Source organism: Peribacillus sp. NPDC096622, assembly GCF_044762665.1.
GTDB lineage: Bacteria > Bacillota > Bacilli > Bacillales > DSM-1321 > Peribacillus > Peribacillus frigoritolerans_B.
Map to the genome: position 1 here is coordinate 618,232 of NZ_JBIWES010000001.1, position 13,651 is coordinate 631,882.

18 protein-coding genes are annotated in these 13,651 nt (G+C 43.0%); 5 read left to right on the forward strand and 13 right to left on the reverse strand.

Annotated features, from left to right (window positions below):
- Together ACIQYG_RS02930 and ACIQYG_RS02935 are read left to right on the forward strand one after the other, a co-directional pair.
- Nucleotides 1-229, forward strand: a 229-nt coding sequence (locus tag ACIQYG_RS02930; protein WP_402835393.1) for a hypothetical protein, incomplete at its 5' end; no start/stop codon positions are given.
- Nucleotides 230-345: 116 nt separating this feature from the next.
- Nucleotides 346-597, forward strand: coding sequence for a hypothetical protein (locus ACIQYG_RS02935; protein WP_402835394.1), 252 nt, complete (start codon nt 346-348; stop codon nt 595-597).
- Nucleotides 598-683: 86 nt separating this feature from the next.
- Here ACIQYG_RS02935 and ACIQYG_RS02940 read toward each other — a convergent pair whose 3' ends face one another.
- The 4 genes from ACIQYG_RS02940 to ACIQYG_RS02955 form a co-directional block, all read right to left on the reverse strand.
- Nucleotides 684-1,160 (reverse strand): methylated-DNA--[protein]-cysteine S-methyltransferase, encoded by a 477-nt coding sequence (locus ACIQYG_RS02940; protein ID WP_402835395.1) that lies wholly within the window; start codon nt 1,158-1,160, stop codon nt 684-686.
- Between the two features lie 31 nt (nt 1,161-1,191).
- Nucleotides 1,192-1,764: a bifunctional transcriptional activator/DNA repair enzyme AdaA gene (locus ACIQYG_RS02945; protein WP_402835396.1), complete on the reverse strand. Its 573-nt coding sequence runs from the start codon at nt 1,762-1,764 to the stop codon at nt 1,192-1,194.
- 23 nt (nt 1,765-1,787) lie between these two features.
- Complete coding sequence (locus ACIQYG_RS02950) at nt 1,788-2,558, reverse strand: isocitrate lyase/PEP mutase family protein (RefSeq protein ID WP_402835397.1); 771 nt, start codon at nt 2,556-2,558, stop codon at nt 1,788-1,790.
- A gap of 151 nt (nt 2,559-2,709) precedes the next feature.
- Nucleotides 2,710-3,060, reverse strand: a complete 351-nt coding sequence (locus tag ACIQYG_RS02955) for a hypothetical protein (RefSeq protein WP_402835398.1) — start codon at nt 3,058-3,060, stop codon at nt 2,710-2,712.
- Between the two features lie 525 nt (nt 3,061-3,585).
- Here ACIQYG_RS02955 and ACIQYG_RS02960 point away from each other — a divergent pair.
- Nucleotides 3,586-3,807, forward strand: a complete 222-nt coding sequence (locus ACIQYG_RS02960; RefSeq protein ID WP_034309346.1) for a DeoR family transcriptional regulator — start codon at nt 3,586-3,588, stop codon at nt 3,805-3,807.
- Between the two features lie 84 nt (nt 3,808-3,891).
- On the opposite strand, the gene ACIQYG_RS02965 is transcribed toward ACIQYG_RS02960, so the two are convergent.
- Together ACIQYG_RS02965 and ACIQYG_RS02970 are read right to left on the reverse strand one after the other, a co-directional pair.
- Nucleotides 3,892-4,614 (reverse strand): pseudouridine synthase, encoded by a 723-nt coding sequence (locus ACIQYG_RS02965; protein ID WP_402835399.1) that lies wholly within the window; start codon nt 4,612-4,614, stop codon nt 3,892-3,894.
- Nucleotides 4,615-4,737: 123 nt separating this feature from the next.
- The gene (locus tag ACIQYG_RS02970; RefSeq protein WP_402835400.1) at nt 4,738-6,339 is read right to left on the reverse strand and encodes a putative polysaccharide biosynthesis protein; all 1,602 of its coding nucleotides are present in this window, start codon (nt 6,337-6,339) and stop codon (nt 4,738-4,740) included.
- Nucleotides 6,340-6,544: 205 nt separating this feature from the next.
- Between ACIQYG_RS02970 and ACIQYG_RS02975 the strand changes: the two genes are divergently transcribed.
- Nucleotides 6,545-7,810, forward strand: a complete 1,266-nt coding sequence (locus ACIQYG_RS02975; RefSeq protein WP_402835401.1) for a BaiN/RdsA family NAD(P)/FAD-dependent oxidoreductase — start codon at nt 6,545-6,547, stop codon at nt 7,808-7,810.
- A gap of 167 nt (nt 7,811-7,977) precedes the next feature.
- Here the strand turns inward: ACIQYG_RS02975 and ACIQYG_RS02980 are convergent, their stop codons facing one another.
- From ACIQYG_RS02980 to ACIQYG_RS02990, 3 genes are all read right to left on the reverse strand, one after another.
- Nucleotides 7,978-8,292, reverse strand: a complete 315-nt coding sequence (locus ACIQYG_RS02980) for an MGMT family protein (RefSeq protein WP_402835402.1) — start codon at nt 8,290-8,292, stop codon at nt 7,978-7,980.
- 18 nt (nt 8,293-8,310) lie between these two features.
- Nucleotides 8,311-8,871 carry an MEDS domain-containing protein gene (locus ACIQYG_RS02985; RefSeq protein ID WP_402835403.1) on the reverse strand — a complete coding sequence of 187 codons (561 nt, stop codon included), beginning with the start codon at nt 8,869-8,871 and terminating at the stop codon, nt 8,311-8,313.
- Between the two features lie 240 nt (nt 8,872-9,111).
- Nucleotides 9,112-9,282 carry a hypothetical protein gene (locus ACIQYG_RS02990; protein ID WP_402835404.1) on the reverse strand — a complete coding sequence of 57 codons (171 nt, stop codon included), beginning with the start codon at nt 9,280-9,282 and terminating at the stop codon, nt 9,112-9,114.
- Nucleotides 9,283-9,429: 147 nt separating this feature from the next.
- Here ACIQYG_RS02990 and ACIQYG_RS02995 point away from each other — a divergent pair, with 147 nt between their 5' ends.
- Nucleotides 9,430-10,350, forward strand: a complete 921-nt coding sequence (locus tag ACIQYG_RS02995; RefSeq protein WP_402835405.1) for an SDR family oxidoreductase — start codon at nt 9,430-9,432, stop codon at nt 10,348-10,350.
- 114 nt (nt 10,351-10,464) lie between these two features.
- On the opposite strand, the gene ACIQYG_RS03000 is transcribed toward ACIQYG_RS02995, so the two are convergent.
- The 4 genes from ACIQYG_RS03000 to ACIQYG_RS03015 form a co-directional block, all read right to left on the reverse strand.
- On the reverse strand, nt 10,465-10,650 hold the full coding sequence (locus ACIQYG_RS03000) for a sporulation protein Cse60 (protein ID WP_048682016.1): 186 nt from the start codon (nt 10,648-10,650) through the stop codon (nt 10,465-10,467).
- 64 nt (nt 10,651-10,714) lie between these two features.
- Complete coding sequence (locus ACIQYG_RS03005) at nt 10,715-11,797, reverse strand: tartrate dehydrogenase (RefSeq protein ID WP_402835406.1); 1,083 nt, start codon at nt 11,795-11,797, stop codon at nt 10,715-10,717.
- A gap of 266 nt (nt 11,798-12,063) precedes the next feature.
- Nucleotides 12,064-12,375, reverse strand: a complete 312-nt coding sequence (locus tag ACIQYG_RS03010) for a rhodanese-like domain-containing protein (protein ID WP_034309364.1) — start codon at nt 12,373-12,375, stop codon at nt 12,064-12,066.
- Nucleotides 12,376-12,530: 155 nt separating this feature from the next.
- Entirely contained in the window at nt 12,531-13,559 is a 1,029-nt protein-coding gene (locus tag ACIQYG_RS03015; protein ID WP_402835407.1) for an NADH:flavin oxidoreductase/NADH oxidase, read from the reverse strand.
- Between the last annotated feature and the right edge of the window lie 92 nt (nt 13,560-13,651).

The following is a 13,651-nucleotide window of genomic DNA, read 5'->3' on the forward strand; positions in this document are numbered from 1 at the left end:
ACTAGATAATAATTATTTGCAGACAGCTTTTTTGTGGGTTTGTAAAATGGGAACGTTGATTTCCACTTCAGGCACTCGCTTTCCGCGGGCGGGCGGGAGCCTCCTCGGCACGCCTGCGGGGTCTCCCTTGCCACGCTTTTCCCGCAGGAGTCTCGTACCTTCCGTTCCAATCAACTGGACGTTTTTAAAAGAAAAACTACAGGTTGGTCTTATTCCGAACCATATTTAAGACTAGTTTATCCTTCATGTTTTTTCCTGTAATCCTTATTGGATGGAAGAAATTTGCGACACTCCTGCCGAATAACTGGCTAGCCGAGACACCGGAGACGTTTACGTCGAGGAGGCTTGGCAGACAGTCGGCGGAAAGGGAGCGGGTTTCTGAAATCAACTGGAATCTTAAAAGAAAAAACTGCAGGCCGGTCTCATCTCGAACCATGTTTAAGACTAGTTTATCCTTCATGTCTTTTTCCTGTACTCCTTAATGGATGGAAGAAATTTGCGACACTCCTGCCGAATAACGGGCTAGCCGAGACCCCGCAGCCGTTTACCGGCGAGGAGGCTTGGCAGACAGTCGGCGGAAAGGGAGCGGGTTTCTGAAATCAACTGGAACTTGAAATAAAAAAACTGTGTCCTCCATCAATGGAGAGTGGCCCGGTGATTCTCATAAAGTTGAGCCTAGTACCTCAATTAAAATTCCTTTCATGCTGTAGGAGCCATTCCTTTCTCCATAAGCCACCCGCATAACCAGTTAATTTCCCATTTGAACCTATTATTCGATGACAAGGAATCACGATGCTTAACTTATTTCTGCCATTAGCGCTCCCTACTGCCCTAATGGCTTTTTCATTACCGATTGAAACGGCGATGTCTTTATAGGAACCCGTGTTAGCGTAGAGGATTCCTGTTAAAGCGTTCCACACGTTTTTTTGGAAGATGGTCCCTTCAAGTATATAAGGAAATGTAAATTCCCTGCGTTCACCTTTGAAATACTCATCAAACTGACTCAAGCACTCCACCAAAACCTTGGGTGTTTGATCTTGCATAATATTTATCTTTGTATCCCTTTCAGCGAACATTATGGAACAGATGGCCTCATTCGTTCCTGATATCTCGATAACTCCAATCGGCGATTCATAATCTAATTTATATAATTCACTCATATAAGGATCTCTCCATTTCTGTATATGTGGATTACACTCGTTTCTTAAGATTCATGTTGCGATATTCGCTGGGAGAACAATTTTTCAAACGGCGAAATACCTTATAAAAGTTTGAAGGGCTTTGGAAGCCCACTTCAAGGCAAATCTCAAGATTCGTTAGACTTGTGCTTGTTAGAAGGTATGAAGCTTTATCCACTCTGATTTTTTCCAAGTAGGAACGGGGGGTTTCTAATGTTTCCTTTTTGAATAGCCGCTCCAGATAATAGGAGCTTACACCGACATGATTGGCAATATCCTTTAATTCAACTTTTTGATTATACTGATTTACCAAGAAAGCGATGATATCTCTTACAAGTCCCAACTGAGGGGAATCATCAACTTCCGGTTGGCATCTTTTGCAAGCACGGAAACCAGCCTTCTCGACTTCATCGATGTCATGATAGAATTTCACATTTATTTTTTTCGGCTTCCTTGACCTGCAGGAAGGGCGGCAGTATATTTTAGTTGTCTTTACTGCCGTAAAGAATAATCCGTCATATTTAGGGTCGCAAGCAATGATCTTCTCCCACATTTCTTCAAAAGAAAGATTTATAACAACAGCCATTATACTCCGCATCCTTTCAGGTTTTAGTTCCCATATAAATGTGAGGTGTCATTCAGCTCTACTATTCGTGCTGTATCTCGCTCTAACAATGCAATGACTTTATCGGATAGGGCATTGCCGAAACTGAGACGTTTCACGCCTAAATCTTCTAGCTCCTTACCATTCGTTAATCCGGGCAAAGATAATACATTTAGGGGAGCGCCTATGTTCAAAGTGATTTCCTTTATTTCATCATAGTTCATTAACCCAGGGACGAATATTCCGCTGGCACCACTCTCCACATACGCTTTTGCCCGTTCAACTGTTTCAAGGAAAGGATTTTCTTTTTGAAAATAAGTATCTGTTCTGGCATTGATGTAAAAACCTTCATACCCATTATAATCCAACGTTTCCCTTATTTTTAATAGTAGGCTGCAGTGTTGGGATATATCTCTTAGCCCTTTTTGTTTTTTGAACGAATCCTCAATATTGATCCCCGCTACACCGACATCTGCCGTCCTTAACACATTATCGACAATCTTTTCTGCGGTTTCACCATAGCCTGCTTCAATGTCCGCGGTGACGGGAATTTTCACATTATCCGCAATTAGTTTAATGATACCTAAATGTCTTTCAAAATCAATCAATTCACCATCAGAATAACCCAGGGAGCTGGCAATCCCCCAGCTTGTCGTTCCAATCGCCTTGAATCCTGATTTCTCGAGGATCAAGGCCGATAATAGATCCCAGGCATTCCCCAATATTAACAGGTCCTTCGAAAAGTGTAGGTCATTGAATTCCTTAATGTTAGTCATTATAGTTGCTCCTAAAATTTATTTGTACTCATTTTAACAATCAACCCAGCTCCAATTCGTCCTCATTCTTGCTCTTATGGTCCTGTCAGACGGATCCGGGCAAATAAAAAAATGCCCTTTCATACCGAGGGCATTTTCAGGATCCAATTTATTAATTTACGAAAAGATATAACTTCTTATGATATTCCTCAAATGCCTGCTGGTCCTTTTCCGTGTAGTCCATCCACTTCACTTTCTTGCATCTTTCCTCTAATCTCTCATTCAGTTCATCTTCTATTTCATTCATGAAACGAATGATTTCCCCATAAGGCATATTGAAATGACGGGCTGCGAGCCTGGGCGGAGAATGCTTTACCAGCAATCTCATGAATTGATCGACCGTGTCCGCCTTCGATGCAAGATAATCTTCTTCGTTCACGATGAATTCATACACTTGTTTTTTGACGCCAGAAAGTCTGGTCACTTCGTCGCGTAATAAAAACTCCATTAATCTTTCGTTCATATGGCTCTACCTCGAATGGTTTATATTTAAATCCTTTTAGATATATGTATGAAAAGTCTATACTGCCCAATAACTCATTATGACATCGTAACTGCAAGCCATCAAGCAATTCCTGTACCAATCGATAAAACGTAATCGTTACGATTTATAGATCACTTTAAGTAAAATAACATGTATATGCCTTAAAAGTCAACAACCATGTTGTGTGCATAGTAAGCATCCTTTATTGGCAAAATATGAACATGAACAAATGGAACAGCTCTTTATTAATTTTGTATAGGTAAAGAGAATAATTTTGTTAAAATTTGATATAATAAATGTAATATTTAGTCAATTAGTATCTTTTCCTAGAATTTGCTTTTGCAAAGGGGTAGAATGAAGCTAATGACATCTTATTTTTTCTAATGTTTCCGAGGAGTTATAGGGTGGGTATAGCAAGTACATAGTGACAGCTGAAATGCTGTCCGACATATCGGTTGTTTTCATTTGTTCAAAATAACAATGAAAAGAATAAGGAGTGATTTTTTGAAACCTTCAACAAATCGCATGTTAACCCGTATTAAATCCGTTTATATGTTCATTAGTAATAACGGTACGGTTTCTACTCAAGAGCTTGTAGAAGAATTTGGCATCACTCCTCGAACTGTGCAGCGCGATTTAAATGTCTTAGCATACAATGACCTTGTTCAAAGCCCAAGCCGAGGCCTTTGGACGACAACAAGTAAAAAGGTGAAGATGTCATCGTAAAAAGAACGACCACCCGAACAAGATCGATATGTAAAATACTTTGAGGCGGACAATATTGTCCGCCTCATTTTTTGTATCCATATATCATTCAGCCGGCTGGCCTGCCTTTAACTGTTCAAGCTCTTCCGCTGTCAACTCACGGTATTCACCAAGCTCAAGTTCCTCATCAAGCTGTAAACTTCCCATGGAAAGACGCTTTAGGTAGACGACACGTTTGCCAACAGCCTCAAACATCCGCTTCACTTGATGGAACTTCCCTTCCATGATCGTTAGCTCGATATCCGATGTAAGACCTGATTTTAAAATGTTCAATTCTCCTGGTTTTGTTTCGTATCCATCATCCAAGGTCACGCCGTTGCGGAATGCCTCGATATCCCGTTCCGTCACTTCGCCATCAATAACCGCAAAATATGTTTTAGGGACATGTTTCTTTGGGGAAAGCAGCTGGTGGGCAAGCTTTCCGTCATTCGTGATCAGCAATAAACCTTCTGTGTCCTTATCAAGACGGCCTACAGGAAATGGCTCGAATACCGAATCTTCCGGCTCCAGGATATCGATGACCGTTTCTTGGTAGTTATCTTCCGTTGCCGACAATACGCCCGGAGGTTTATTCATCATTAAATAGATGAATTCCCTGTATTCAACCCGTTCACCATGAACCGTCACGATTTCCGCATCAGGGTCCACCTGTTCCTTCGGGTCCTTAATCAGCCTTTCATTGACCTTGACGGCGCCGGATTTCAGGAGCTTTTTCACTTCTTTCCTGCTGCCATAACCAATATTGGATAAAATCTTATCTATTCTCATCGTTTCCTCCTAAAGCCTTTTTCAGTAAAAAGCCTTGCCCACTTTAATGACAGGCAAGGCCAATATATTTTAATCGGGGATTCACCATTCAATACCCTTTTTTTTACACATCAAACTTCCAGCTTATAATCCTAATTTAGCTTTTAACCGATCGATCCGGGCACCGAATAAACGATGGGCAAGTTTGCTTTTCAAGGAAAGCGCCGCATAAATGAGCGCTCCAAATATTGCACAAACGGCCACGATCAAAATCGCCTGGAAGCGCCCTTCCGTTGTAAGCCATAGCGATAATAAACCGTTCATTCCCCAGGCAGCCAGTCCCATTATTATTGAAAAAACTGTGATCAAAACAGATCTTTTGATGGTAAGGCTATAACGATATCCAGTAAAGTAGGTAATGACATACAAATTCAGCAGCACAGCAGCCAAGTAGCCGAATGCCGTGGCATAAACGGATCCTTCCGTTTCAAACAACTTGATCAACGGGATATTCAAGCTCAATTTGATTAAAAAACCAACAAGCAGGCTGAGCACCGTATATTTTTGCTGATTGATCCCTTGTAATACAGCCGCCGAAACGGAAAAAAGCGCAAACAAGATCGAAACGGGCGCATATGCCTTCAGGACACTGATTCCAAGTGGATCATGGCTGTAAAAGGCACTATAGATTGGATCGGCTAGCACCGACATGCCAACGACCGCTGGAATCGTAATGAACAACAAAATTTGGAAGGCTTGGTTCAGCTGACGGTTGAACTCTTTTGAATCCTCGCTTACATATGCCTTCGTCACCGAAGGAAGAAGCGCCATCGAAAACCCGGTTGCAAGCGTCATCGGAATCAAGACAAGCTTCTGGGCATAAACATTCAACACCCCAAGTGCATCCTCAGCAACATGCTGCAGCCCGATGGACGACATCGCCTTATTGAAAGACAGCAAGTCAGCCAATTGAAACATTGGCATCGCGATTCCGACAAAGATGAATGGAATCGACGAAAGAAAGATTTCTTTATAGATCTCCTTCAGGGAAATTTCCATCGTCCCCCGGTCTTTTTTCATCAAGCTGTCCAAATAGGGTTTTTGTTTTTTCCAATACCAAAACAACACCACTAAACCGCCGACAGCCCCGACCGTCGCCGCGAAGGTAGCTATTTGGATGGCTCTCACTAACTCTCCATCAATGACATTCAAAACAACATACACACCGGCCAGAAGGAACACGATGCGGACAATTTGTTCGACAACCTGAGAGATGGCCGTTGGTTCCATCGCTTCATGACCTTGAAAGAAGCCGCGGATGATGCTCATGAACGGTACAAAAATCAAGGCGAAGCTGACTGCCCGTATGATCTCCGTGACATCCGCGACATCTTCCTCCTTGACTCCAAAGACTCCAGTAAACATCGGTGCCATCGTATAAAGAATCAAAAAAGCGAGAAAACCGGTGATAACCATTAATTTCAGGCTTGATTTAAATAACTTCTCACCGACGGCGTACTCCTCGAGCGCATTATACTTCGAGATGAATTTAGAAACTGCAAGCGGCATGCCTGCCGTTGCAAAGCTAATGAAAATGGTATATGGAACGTACCCATATTGATAGAGGGTAGCACCTTTATTCCCAACCATATGTTCAAATGGGATGACGTAAAATAAACCAAGAACCTTGGAAATGATCGCTCCCAGCGTTAATATAAAAGCCCCTTTTAAAAACTTAGATGACATCTAATCCCTTCCTGCCTCTGTCAGTTACGTTTCACACGCTCTTTATCTTATCATATTAAAGTATTTTTTCTATAGAAAACTACATTCAAGTTTATCGTTTTCGAAGATAATACACAAACAAATAATTCCTTTTTTTCTACATTCGCAATCTGACGGGCTATTGCTATATAATGAAGGGACTGAAAATGATAAAGTGGTGATCAATTTGAAATATGATGTAGTGGTAATTGGCGGCGGTCCTTCCGGATTGATGGCAGCAATAGCTGCCGGGGAAAAAGGTGCCCATGTATTGTTAGTGGATAAAGGCGAGAAACTTGGAAGAAAACTTGCCATCTCGGGCGGCGGACGCTGCAACGTGACGAACAGGCTCTCAATCGATGAAATCATTCAGCATATCCCTGGAAACGGGCGATTTCTATACAGTGCTTTCTCAGAGTTCAATAATGAAGACATTATTCAATTCTTTGAAAAATTGGGCGTGGCTCTTAAAGAAGAGGACCATGGCCGGATGTTCCCTGTCAACGATAAAGCGCAAAGTGTCGTGGATGCCCTTCTGACGCGCCTATCGAATTTAAAAGTAACGATCTATAAGAACTCTCCAGTTGCGGAAGTTCTCTATGAACATGGAAAAACAAGCGGTGTCCGGTTAAAAGATGGACAGGTCATTGACACGGATGCAGTCGTGATAGCAGTCGGCGGAAAATCTGTTCCCCACACCGGTTCAACCGGAGACGGCTACGCATGGGCTAAAAAGGCGGGGCATACGATTACCGAGCTGTTCCCAACTGAAGTTCCCGTACTTAGCCATGAAACATTCATTAAAAATCGGTCACTTCAAGGTCTCGCACTTCGAGATGTTTCATTAAGTGTCCTTAACCCAAAAGGCAAGGCCCTGATCACACACAGAATGGATATGCTCTTCACCCATTTTGGCGTCTCCGGTCCAGCTGTTCTAAGATGCAGCCAATTCGTCGTGAAAGCGATGAAAAAATGGAGCCTGTCGGAAGTGACCATGAAACTCGATGCCCTGCCGGACCGAAACAAGGAAGAGGTTTTTCAAGACATCATGAAGGAAATCAAAGCCGAACCGAAAAAAGCCATTAAAAACACCTTAAAAGGTTTAGTTCCTGAACGATACCTTCACTTCCTGCTTGAACGAAGCGGCATCGACCTTCAAGAACAAGGAGCGACGATATCAAATGAAAAAATCCGCCGCTTTGCAGAATTATGCAAGGACTTCCAATTCGGGGTGCATGGCACCCAGCCGCTAGAAAAAGCCTTCGTAACGGGCGGCGGCGTATCCGTCAAAGAAATACATCCAAAAGAAATGGCATCCAAGCTAATGGACGGACTTTATTTCTGCGGTGAAATTCTGGATATACACGGATATACAGGCGGTTACAATATCACATCGGCATTAGTAACCGGAAGGCTCGCCGGAATGAATGCTGCCATGTATGCCCGTTCTTAATCATAAGAGGCTGATCCGCTTGGATCAGCCTCTTTTCATGCGATTTCGCAAGTCTATTTATCCACTCGGTGTTTGTTAGGCTTTGATTCTGGCGTAGGTGCTGTTTTTTTGGCCTTCACCGTACTTTTTCGTCCGTACCCGCGCGCCTCTATTATCCGGCGTTTATGTTAAAATATTTCTGGATGATGGAGAAATGCTTCGAGATCAATGATATTCCGTTTCGTGAATGTGATGCCTTCACTCTCGAGCATCGCCTTCTGGTGTTCTGCGGCGCCCTCCGCTTTTATGCCGATTTCACCTTTGGCATTGATCACCCGGTGCCAAGGAAGGTCATGTTTTTTGCTGCTTGAATGAAGGATCCTTACGACCTGCCTTGCACCGCGCGGACTTCCGGCGAGCTGTCCAATTTGACCATATGTCATCACTTTACCGGAAGGGATCCGTTGTATGATATTAATTACCCGTTCAGTAAAACTTTCCAAATAACTCTCCCCTTTATTCTATCCGTTTGCTAAAATCGTGATTTTTTCATCGGTTATCAGGAACCCATGATGCTTGATCAAATTTCTTTTAAGCTCGGCAGGCACTCTGCAGTCATCGTATGCACAAACAGAAATCAACCCTCGTTCCTTGATCAGTTTGTCGATCCCTTTTTCATATTCCCCTATCGCTAAGCTGACTTGATCGTCATGGCCCCATTCAACATGGCCCCAAGTCCGCACGTGCTGATTGCGTTCAGTGTATGTATCGATATTTTCCAAGAAATAATTAACCATCGTCGAAGGATGGAAGTCTCCATGAAAACAATAAAAATCAAAATTATTCATAAGATGCACTTGCTCCAATTGCTCCTCATTTAAATGAAGCTGCAATTTCTTGTACACGAAAGGAAAGATACGGTCATTTTCGACAACCAGGATATGGTCTCCCTGTTCGACACCGGCAATGATGAAAGTTGCCTCATTTTCAATGTATCTTTCCAATTCATTAAAACAGTATAAAATATGTCCACCATCCGATTGCTGTATATTTTCTATTAGTTGTTTCATTTTTATATCCAAAATGGATCTCTCCTTTAAATACACCAGTCCGCACTATGTATTAAGTATAACTTTACCCATTATCTCCGTGTTTGTAAAATTCATAGAAAAATATAATCAGTTTTTCCTAATGTCATGTTATGATCTGGAATTTCGTTGAGTCGAATTGAGGCTGCTTTTTAGTCCCCTCATAGAAAGACCAAGGCAGCCAAATTCAATAGACTCCGTTCTTCATGCATTTTCCCTTTTGATGTTCACCCCTTAAATCACGGGATAATACGGCACATAGCGCGGGTTATAATAATATGGCGGTCTCGGTCCAATAAGCGGCAATTCAAAGGTATTGGGGTTGGAGTCATATAACAACTCCACCTTTTCATCCGATTGATCGACCAATAACATCTTCACTTCTTCGCTATAATAATATGGCATATAGAGGCCTCCAAAAACTTTTTTCTACCCTTCAGCATATTCGAGCCGTACGGCAACGAGCCCGTCCTCATACATGTTCTTCATGCACGGCAGATGCCTGATCATCATAAAGTAATCCGACTAAATTCTTTTTTGGGAGGACCCCTCATGGCAGAAGATAAGAAAAAGAATTCATCCGGTAAAAGCTATCCCATGCAGCCGAATTATGGGAAGATGACTCGTTATCAAGACGTTCCCATCACAGTTCCGGAGCAACGCCAATTTCGCCAACCCGGTGTAGAAAAATTAATGGTGCCAAGGCCCATCATCGAAAATCCAAATTATAGGGGCAGCGGGAAATTAACAGGTAGAGTCGCATTGATAACTGGCGGAGACAGTGGGATTGGTGCTGCGGCTGCCATCGCTTTTGCTAAGGAAGGCGCAGATGTTTCCATCGCTTATTTGGATGAACATGAGGATGCCAATCGGACTAAAACGAGAATTGAAGAGCTTGGGCAACGTTGCTTACTGCTGCCTGGGGACTTAAGGGATAAGCAGCAATGCATCAATATCGTGGAAGACACCATCGAAACATTTGGAAAGCTCGATATTCTTTGTAACCACGTGGGTATTCAATTTCAGCAATTAAGCTTGCTTGATATCACGGATGAGCAATTCGATGATACCTTTAAAGTGAATATCTATTCCCACTTCTATACGACACGTGCTGCCCTTCCAGCTGGGTCCTCCATCATTAATACATCTTCTGTCGTGACGTTTAATGGGAATAAGCAACTAATTGATTATACGGCGACTAAAGGGGCCAACATTGGTTTTACCCGTGCCTTGGCAAACAGCCTTGTCGATCAAGGCATCCCGGTAAACGCCGTTGCGCCCGGAAGGTTTTGGACACCCCTCATCCCGGCAAGTTTCTCGGCAGACGAAGTGACGCAAGTCGATAATCCGATGGAGCGTCAAGGCCAGCCATTTGAACTGGCTCCCACCTTTGTCTATCTCGCCTCTGATGATTCCCGTTTTGTGACAGGACAAACACTTCATGTCAACGGCGGGGAGGCGACATCGTCCTGATTTCCACAGAATATGCCCCCTTCCCAGGAAGTCAAGACGATAAAAAGACTACCTTTGATTGCCCGCCTGCACGCAAGGAGGTAGTCCATTATTGATTATAGGGCCAGCCGGCCTTTATTTTTTTTTATAAATGATCATTGCACTGAAACAGTAGATCTGTTCCTCTTCCTCTTCACCTGTAGTGGCGACATTATATTTGATATCGACGATTTGATTATCACGAATGTCTTCCAGGAAAAAGTTCATTTCATCCTCTAGATCCTTTTCATGCTCATAATCAAATAATTTGACTTGTATCATCGGCTCTCCCCGCCCTTTTACTATAATGATAGTTATTGTGCAGGATGCCCTTTTTTCTTGATTTTTATACTTGATTTGTTTGTAAAGCGGATAATATTTTAACCACTTCATCCCCGACTTCTTCTGTGGAAGCTGCCCCGCCCATATCAGGAGTCAGGGCCTTTTTATCGACCATCGCCTGTTCGATCACGTCCAACACTTTTGCACCCCAAACTTCATGTCCGAAGAAATCGAGAATCTGACTGGCGGACCATATGGCCGCAAGTGGATTGGCGATGCCTTGATGTGCTATATCCGGGGCTGAACCATGAATCGGTTCGAACATCGAAGGATAAATCCGTTCCGGGTTTAAGTTGGCACCGGCCGCCAGTCCCATCCCGCCTGCAATGGCAGCACCCAAATCAGTTATGATATCACCAAACAAATTGGAGGTGACAACGATTTGAAACCGTTCGGGCTGTTTGACAAAATACATGCTTGCTGCATCGACCAGATAGGAATTCGTTTCCACTTCCTGATACTCCCGTCCAATTTCTTCAAAAACCTGATCCCAAAAAACCATTGAATAATTCAATGCGTTCGCCTTGCTTATGCTCGTTAGCGTCCTTCCCGTCTTACGCGCCAGTTCATAAGCATAACGGATGATCCTTTCGGTTCCTTTTCGTGAAAAGACCCCCGTCTGGAGGACGACTTCTTCCGGCTTGCCTTTAAAAAGCCAATCACCGGCACCGGAATATTCCCCTTCACTGTTTTCACGGATGACAACCATATCGATTTGGTCACGAGTCACGTCTTTTAATGGACAGGGTGCACCTTGAAGCAATTTAATGGGCCGAACATTCACATATTGGTCAAATCCCTTTCTGATCTTCAGCAGAAGTTCACGTAAGGAAATATGGTCCGGGACACCAGGATAACCGACAGCCCCAAGATACACGGCGTCAAATTTCATCAGTTGTTCCAGTCCGTCGTCGGGGAGCATTTTGCCGTGCTCAAGGTAATATTCACAGCCCCATGGAAAATAGGTGAACTGGAAAGAAAAATCCCCGGCAATTGCCGCCACTTCTTTAAGGACCTTTACACCCTCATTAATCACCTCAGGGCCAATCCCGTCACCCGCAATGACCGCTATTTTATGAACATTCATTATTCAACTCTCCTTTTTCTTTATTTTCTGACTTCAGCACCCTAATTTTAACATATAACTTTTGCATTCCCGTAAGGAGAGGTCCATACAGAAAAAAGGGCCCTTTCAGATGAAAGGACCCTTTTTTCATGCCTTCAAATATGCGCGTCTTTCCGCATATTCACGGCATTGTGAACAAACCATGATCTTTTTTCTTTCTTCATTCAAATAAGCCGTCACATTCTTGGATTTACGCTTACAAATGTAACAGGTCTTTTTGAAGAACTTCACTTAACGATGACTTCGCCGTCCCATTCAAGCATTCCGCCAACCATGTTTGCCACTTTATATCCTTGTTCCTGAAGATAATGGCATACATTTTCACTGCGGCGTCCTGAACGGCAGATAAAAATATATTCTTTTTCTTTATCAAAATAGTCAAGGTTCGCCGGGATATCATTCATGCGAATATGTTTCGCGCCTTCGATCATCCCCTCTTGCACTTCTTCGTCTTCACGAACATCGACAAGTTCCATCGCTTCGCCTGCCTCAAGCTTAGCTTCCACTTCTTCAGTTGTAATGATTTTGATTTCTTCCATAATTAGCACCTCGAATTATCGTTTGATTTATCTTTTTCATTATAGCAAAATTTCCAGGTAAACATCACGTAATGGATTCGCGTATCAAATTCTCCCATGCACTGAATGAAAAAACGCCGGCGAATATAATATTCGCCGGCGTTTAAAAATCCGTATCAATGCTTGAATCCCAGTTGATATTGTTTAGGAATCTCCGTTTTTATATTCAAAGCTTTAGATGCTTCAAGTGCCCAATAAGGGTTTCGCAGCATTCCTCTGCCGACGGCGACCAAATCCGCTTCTTCATTACCAATGATTGAATTTGCAAGAATCGGATCATCTAATCGACCTACAGCAATTACCGGAATATCCAAAGCTTTTTTGATTTCCCTGGCCAACGGAGTTTGATAGCTGGCATGCGTACCAGGTCTTCCGTCTGCTCCAATCGGGCCTTCTCCTCCAGAGCTTACATGGAACATATCGACGCCTGCTTCTTTAAAGACTTGTGAAAATGCAATGCTTTCTTCAATACCATATCCGCCGTCAACGTATTCCTTTGCAGAAATGCGCATGATTAAAGGCATGTCGGCAGGCATTTCGCTTTTCACTGCTTTAATGACTTCCACTCCGAATTTAGTCAGGTCCCTTCCATATTCGTCATCACGTTTATTCGTAAGCGGTGATGTGAATTGGTGGATTAAATACCCGTGGGCACCATGTAATTCGATTACGTCAAATCCTGCTTGAACTGCCCTTCTGGCCGATGCCCGGAATTTATCGACCATTTCTTTCACTTCTTCCGTTTCTAAAGCCCTTGGTGTTTTATACGTTTCATCAAACGCAATGGCTGATGGTGCCACCGGCGTTTCCGCATCCTCCGCTTTACGGCCTGCATGGGCAATTTGCACCCCGATTTTTGCACCATATTGATGAACTTCCTTAACGATGTTGGAGAATGCCCCAATTTGATCGTCTGACCATAATCCAAGATCGCGATCCGAAATGCGACCATCAGGCTCCACATCTGTCATTTCCACTATAATTAACCCTGTGCCGCCAACTGCCCTGCTTACATAATGCTGTTGGTGCCAGTTCGTTGGTATACCATCTTCAGCTTCGACGGAGTATTGGCACATCGGCGGCATGACGATCCTATTTTTAAGTTCAAGTTGTTTTATGCGATAAGGTGAAAATAAATCATTCATAATTTTTTATCTCCTTTTTTATATAATGCATGCACATGCATTTATATCATCCCAGTAAAACTGTGTCAACTAATCAGATTCCTGAAGCTGTC

Excerpts from the sequence above, each read along its gene's own strand:
- ACIQYG_RS02940 (WP_402835395.1), bottom strand. The coding sequence starts at position 1,160 with ATGAGTGAATTATATAAATTAGATTATGAATCGCCGATTGGAGTTATC.
- ACIQYG_RS02945 (WP_402835396.1), bottom strand. The coding sequence starts at position 1,764 with ATGGCTGTTGTTATAAATCTTTCTTTTGAAGAAATGTGGGAGAAGATC.
- ACIQYG_RS02950 (WP_402835397.1), bottom strand. The coding sequence starts at position 2,558 with ATGACTAACATTAAGGAATTCAATGACCTACACTTTTCGAAGGACCTG.
- ACIQYG_RS02955 (WP_402835398.1), bottom strand. The coding sequence starts at position 3,060 with ATGAACGAAAGATTAATGGAGTTTTTATTACGCGACGAAGTGACCAGA.
- ACIQYG_RS02965 (WP_402835399.1), bottom strand. The coding sequence starts at position 4,614 with ATGAGAATAGATAAGATTTTATCCAATATTGGTTATGGCAGCAGGAAA.
- ACIQYG_RS02970 (WP_402835400.1), bottom strand. The coding sequence starts at position 6,339 with ATGTCATCTAAGTTTTTAAAAGGGGCTTTTATATTAACGCTGGGAGCG.
- ACIQYG_RS02990 (WP_402835404.1), bottom strand. The coding sequence starts at position 9,282 with ATGCCATATTATTATAGCGAAGAAGTGAAGATGTTATTGGTCGATCAA.
- ACIQYG_RS02995 (WP_402835405.1), top strand. The coding sequence starts at position 9,430 with ATGGCAGAAGATAAGAAAAAGAATTCATCCGGTAAAAGCTATCCCATG.
- ACIQYG_RS03000 (WP_048682016.1), bottom strand. The coding sequence starts at position 10,650 with ATGATACAAGTCAAATTATTTGATTATGAGCATGAAAAGGATCTAGAG.
- ACIQYG_RS03005 (WP_402835406.1), bottom strand. The coding sequence starts at position 11,797 with ATGAATGTTCATAAAATAGCGGTCATTGCGGGTGACGGGATTGGCCCT.
- ACIQYG_RS03010 (WP_034309364.1), bottom strand. The coding sequence starts at position 12,375 with ATGGAAGAAATCAAAATCATTACAACTGAAGAAGTGGAAGCTAAGCTT.
- ACIQYG_RS03015 (WP_402835407.1), bottom strand. The coding sequence starts at position 13,559 with ATGAATGATTTATTTTCACCTTATCGCATAAAACAACTTGAACTTAAA.